This window comes from Stenotrophomonas sp. PS02301, assembly GCF_029959485.1.
GTDB classification, from domain to species: Bacteria; Pseudomonadota; Gammaproteobacteria; order Xanthomonadales; family Xanthomonadaceae; genus Stenotrophomonas; species Stenotrophomonas maltophilia_Z.
Map to the genome: position 1 here is coordinate 1 of NZ_JASCOO010000163.1, position 4,727 is coordinate 4,727.

A 4,727-nucleotide genomic window follows, 5' to 3' on the forward strand; every position below is an offset into this window, starting at 1 on the left:
GCAACGCCCTGTGTGCCGCGGGTGATCGGCCTGTTCAGGCAATGGCGTGGTGGCCGGCCAGCGGCCGGCACTACCGGGACGGCGGATGAACGAACCCCCATTTCTGCTGCGCCGCACAATGCAGCGGCGCGGCCACAGGTCTAGTATCAAACAATCGTTTGATTGAACTGCCCTGCCCCATGGCCAAACCTGCCCACTTCTCCACCAAGGACCGCATCCTCGGCGCTGCCGAGGAACTGTTCGCCCTGCACGGGTTCGCGGGCACCTCGCTGCGCCAGGTCACCAGCCAGGCCGATGTGAACATCGCCGCAGTCAATTATCACTTCGGCTCCAAGGAGAACCTGGTCAACGAGGTTTTCCGCCGCCGTATGGATGAAATGACCTCGGCCCGCCTGGGCCAGCTGGAGGCTGCACGCCGTGAGCACCCCGGTGAGCTGCGCCCGGTGCTGGCCGCCTTCGTCGAGCCGGCCCTGGCGATGGCCCAGGACCGCCAGACCGGCGGCGCGTTCGTGCGGGTCATCGCCCGCGCCTACGCCGAAAAGAACGACAACCTGCGCAAGTTCCTTTCCGACCATTACGGCCACGTCCTGCGCGACTTCGGCAAGGCGATCTCCGCGTGCGTGCCGGGGCTGAGCAAGGAAGAGCTGTACTGGCGCCTGGATTTCCTCGCCGGCTCGCTGACCTACGCGATGGCCGACTTCGGCCTGATCAAGCGACCCGCCGGTGTCACCGAAGCGGCGCATCGTGCCCATGCCGCCCAGGAACTGATTCATTTCGCCGAAGCCGGATTCCGCGCCAGCGCGGCCTCGAGCGCTTCGACGACCTCCCTTTCCACCCCGTAGAGCCGGGCGCTGACCGGCTTCCAGACAACAAAGGCTTATCGACATGTCCAATTCCCTGCTAGTCCGCCGTGCCGCCGTGCTGGGTGCCGGCGTCATGGGTGCCCAGATCGCCGCCCACCTGACCAACGCCGGCGTCGACACGGTGCTGTTCGACCTGCCCGCCAAGGAAGGTCCGGCCGATGGCATCGTGCTCAAGGCCATCGCCAACCTGGGCAAGCTCAGCCCTGCCCCGCTCGCCAGCAAGTCCTACGCCGAGGCGATCACGCCGGCCAACTATGAAACGGGCCTGGAGCAGTTGCGCGACTGCGACCTGATCATCGAAGCCATCGCCGAACGGATGGACTGGAAGCAGGACCTGTACAAGAAGATCGCCCCGTTCGTGGCCGATCACGCCGTGCTGGCCTCCAACACCTCCGGCCTGGGCATCAACAAGCTCGCCGACGTGCTGCCCGAGCAGCTGCGCCACCGCTTCTGCGGCGTGCACTTCTTCAATCCGCCGCGCTACATGCACCTGGCCGAGCTGATCCCGGCGACCACCACCGATGCCGCCGTGCTGGAAGGCCTGGAAGCGTTCCTGGTCACCACCCTGGGCAAGGGCGTGGTGTATGCCAAGGACACCCCGAACTTCATCGGCAACCGCATCGGCGTGTTCTCGATCCTGTCCACCATCCACCACACGCAGGCCTTCGGGCTGGGCTTCGATGAAGTGGACGGCCTGACCGGCCCGCTGGTTGGCCGCCCGAAGTCGGCAACCTACCGCACCTCCGACGTGGTCGGCCTGGACACCATGGCGCACGTGATCAAGACCATGGGCGACACCCTGCCCAACGATCCGTGGCATGAATTCTTCACCTCCCCGACGTGGCTGGACGCGCTCATTTCCAAGGGCGCGCTGGGCCAGAAGACCGGTGCCGGCATCTTCCGCAAGGTCGGCAAGGACATCATGGTGCTGGACCTGGACAAGCAGGACTACCGCCCGGCCGACCGCACCGCCGCGCCGGAAGTGGTCGAGATCCTCAAGATCAAGAACCCGGCCGAGAAGTTCGCCAAGCTGCGCGAGAGCCAGCACCCGCAGGCGCAGTTCCTGTGGGCGACCTTCCGTGACCTGTTCCACTACAGCGCCTACCACCTGGCCGATATCGCCGAGACCGCGCGCGACGTGGACCTGGCCATCCGCTGGGGGTACGGCTGGTCGCTGGGCCCGTTCGAAACCTGGCAGGCTGCCGGCTGGAAGCAGGTCGCCCAGTGGATCGCCGATGACATCGTCGCCGGCAAGAGCATGAGCAATGCCCCGCTGCCGGATTGGGTGTTCGATGGCCGCGACGGTGTGCACGCCGCCGAAGGCAGCTACAGCCCGTCGCGCAATGCCAAGCTGCCGCGTTCGGCCCTGCCGGTGTACCAGCGCCAGCGCTTCCCGGATCCGCTGCTGGGCGAGACCTTCAGCCCGGGCGAAACCGTGTTCGAGAACGACGGCGTGCGCATGTGGCACGACGGGGACGGCATCGCGGTGGTCAGCTTCAAGACCAAGATGAACACCGTGTCCGACCACGTGCTCAACGGCCTGCAGGAAGCGATCAAGCGCGCCGAGCAGGGCTATAAGGGCCTGGTGATCTGGCAGCAGAAGGAACCCTTCTCCGCCGGTGCCGATCTGTCCGGTGCGCTCGGCCTGCTGCAGGCCGGCAAGGTGGACCAGTTCGAAGAGATGGTGCACAACTTCCAGCGCACCAGCCAGGCGATCAAGTATTCGCTGGTGCCGGTGGTGACCGCCGTGCGCGGCCTGGCCCTGGGGGGCGGCTGTGAGTTCCAGATGCACAGCGCCAAGAGCGTGGCCGCGCTGGAAAGCTACATCGGCCTGGTTGAAGCAGGCGTAGGCCTGCTGCCGGCCGGCGGTGGCCTGAAGGAACTGGCCGTGCGCGCCTCGCAGGCCGCAGGTCCCGGCGGCGACGTGTTCGCCGAGCTGAAGAAGACCTTCGAAACCGTCGCGATGGCCAAGGTCTCCAACTCGGCGGTCAACGCCAAGGAACTGGGCCTGATGCGCGCGACCGACAAGGTGGTGTTCAACAGCTTCGAGACGCTGCACATCGCCAAGGCCGAAGTGCTGGCGCTGGCCGAAGGTGGCTACCGTCCGCCGATGCCGGCCCGCCGCATCCAGGTCGCCGGTGACGTCGGCATCGCCACGTTCAAGATGATGCTGGTCAACATGCTGGAAGGCCGCTTCATCAGCCCGTACGACTACGAGATCGCCGTGCGCATCGCCACCGTGCTGTGCGGTGGCGAAGTGGATCGCGGCACGCTGGTGGACGAAGAGTGGCTGCTGACGCTGGAGCGCAAGCACTTCGTCGAACTGGCCCAGCAGGAAAAGACCCAGGCCCGCATCGCGCACATGCTCAAGACCGGCAAGCCGCTGCGGAACTGACGGAAGAGAACGGTAGTGCCGGCCGCTGGCCGGCAACTTCTTCCAGACCCCATTCAAGAGATCACTGCAATGACCAAGCAAATCCAGGACGCCTACATCGTCGCCGCCACCCGCACCCCGGTGGGCAAGGCGCCCAAGGGCGTGTTCCGCAATACCCGCCCCGACGACATGCTGGCCCATGTGCTCCGCTCCGTGGTCGCACAGGCGCCGGGCATCGACCTCAACCGCATCGATGATGCGATCATCGGCTGCGCGATGCCGGAAGCCGAGCAGGGCATGAACGTGGCGCGCATCGGCGTGCTGCTGGCCGGCCTGCCGGACACCATCGCCGCGCAGACCGTCAATCGCTTCTGCTCCTCCGGCCTGCAGGCCGTGGCCATGGCCGCCGACCAGATCCGCCTGGGCAATTCGGACCTGATGCTGGCCGGTGGTACCGAGTCGATGTCGATGGTGCCGATGATGGGCAACAAGATCGCGATGGCGCCGAGCGTGTTCGACAACGACCACGTCGCCATCGCCTACGGCATGGGCATCACCGCCGAGAAGGTCGCCGAGGAATGGAAGGTCTCGCGTGAGGAGCAGGACGCCTTCGCCCTCGCCTCGCACCAGAAGGCCATCGCCGCGATCCAGAACGGCGAGTTCAAGGACGAGATCAGCCCGTACGACGTGCGCACCCGCCAGCCGGACCTGGCCGACGGCCGCCGCATCATCACCCGCGACAAGATCGTGGATACCGACGAAGGCCCGCGCCTGGATTCGTCCGCCGAAGGCCTGGCCAAGCTGCGCCCGGTGTTCCGCAACGGCCAGTTCGGTGGCACGGTCACCGCGGGCAACTCCTCGCAGATGAGCGATGGCGCCGGTGCGGTGCTGCTGGCCTCCGAGCAGGCGATCAAGGATTACGGCCTGACCCCGCTGGCCCGCTTCGTCAGCTTCTCCGTCGCCGGTGTGCGCCCGGAAGTGATGGGCATCGGCCCGATCGCTGCGATCCCGAAGGCACTCAAGCAGGCTGGCCTGACCCAGGATCAACTGGACTGGATCGAGCTCAACGAAGCCTTTGCCGCGCAGTCGCTCGCGGTCATCCGTGATTGCGGCCTGGACCCGTCCAAGGTCAATCCGCTGGGCGGCGCGATCGCCCTGGGCCACCCGCTGGGTGCGACCGGCGCGATCCGCACCGCCACCCTGCTGCACGGCCTGCGCCGTCGTCAGCAGAAGTACGGCATGGTGACCATGTGCATCGGCACCGGCATGGGCGCGGCGGGCATCTTCGAATCGCTGTAAGGCATTGATCGGTGCCGGCCGACGGGTCGGCACCGGTGCAGTGGGTGTCACCGGTGTAACCCGGTGGCGCCAATGCAACGGGTAGACACCGACCGCTGGTCGGTGCGCAGTCGGAAACGAAAAGGGCCGCCTCGCGGCGGCCCGTTTGTGTTGTGTCGGGGGCCGGCCCGCGGGCGGCCCGACCCGCGCGG

The 4,727-nt window shown here is 66.7% G+C and carries 3 protein-coding genes; all 3 read left to right on the plus strand.

From position 1 onward, the window contains the following. Positions 1-179 precede the first annotated feature (179 nt). Entirely contained in the window at positions 180-842 is a 663-nt protein-coding gene (locus tag QMX81_RS20395) for a TetR family transcriptional regulator (protein WP_121042150.1), read from the plus strand. A 43-nt stretch (positions 843-885) separates the two neighbouring features. Beyond that, positions 886-3,258 carry a 3-hydroxyacyl-CoA dehydrogenase/enoyl-CoA hydratase family protein gene (locus QMX81_RS20400; RefSeq protein ID WP_282264246.1) on the plus strand — a complete coding sequence of 791 codons (2,373 nt, stop codon included), beginning with the start codon at positions 886-888 and terminating at the stop codon, positions 3,256-3,258. A 69-nt stretch (positions 3,259-3,327) separates the two neighbouring features. Then, on the plus strand, positions 3,328-4,536 hold the full coding sequence (locus QMX81_RS20405) for an acetyl-CoA C-acyltransferase (protein ID WP_121042146.1): 1,209 nt from the start codon (positions 3,328-3,330) through the stop codon (positions 4,534-4,536). The last annotated feature ends 191 nt before the right edge of the window (positions 4,537-4,727 follow it).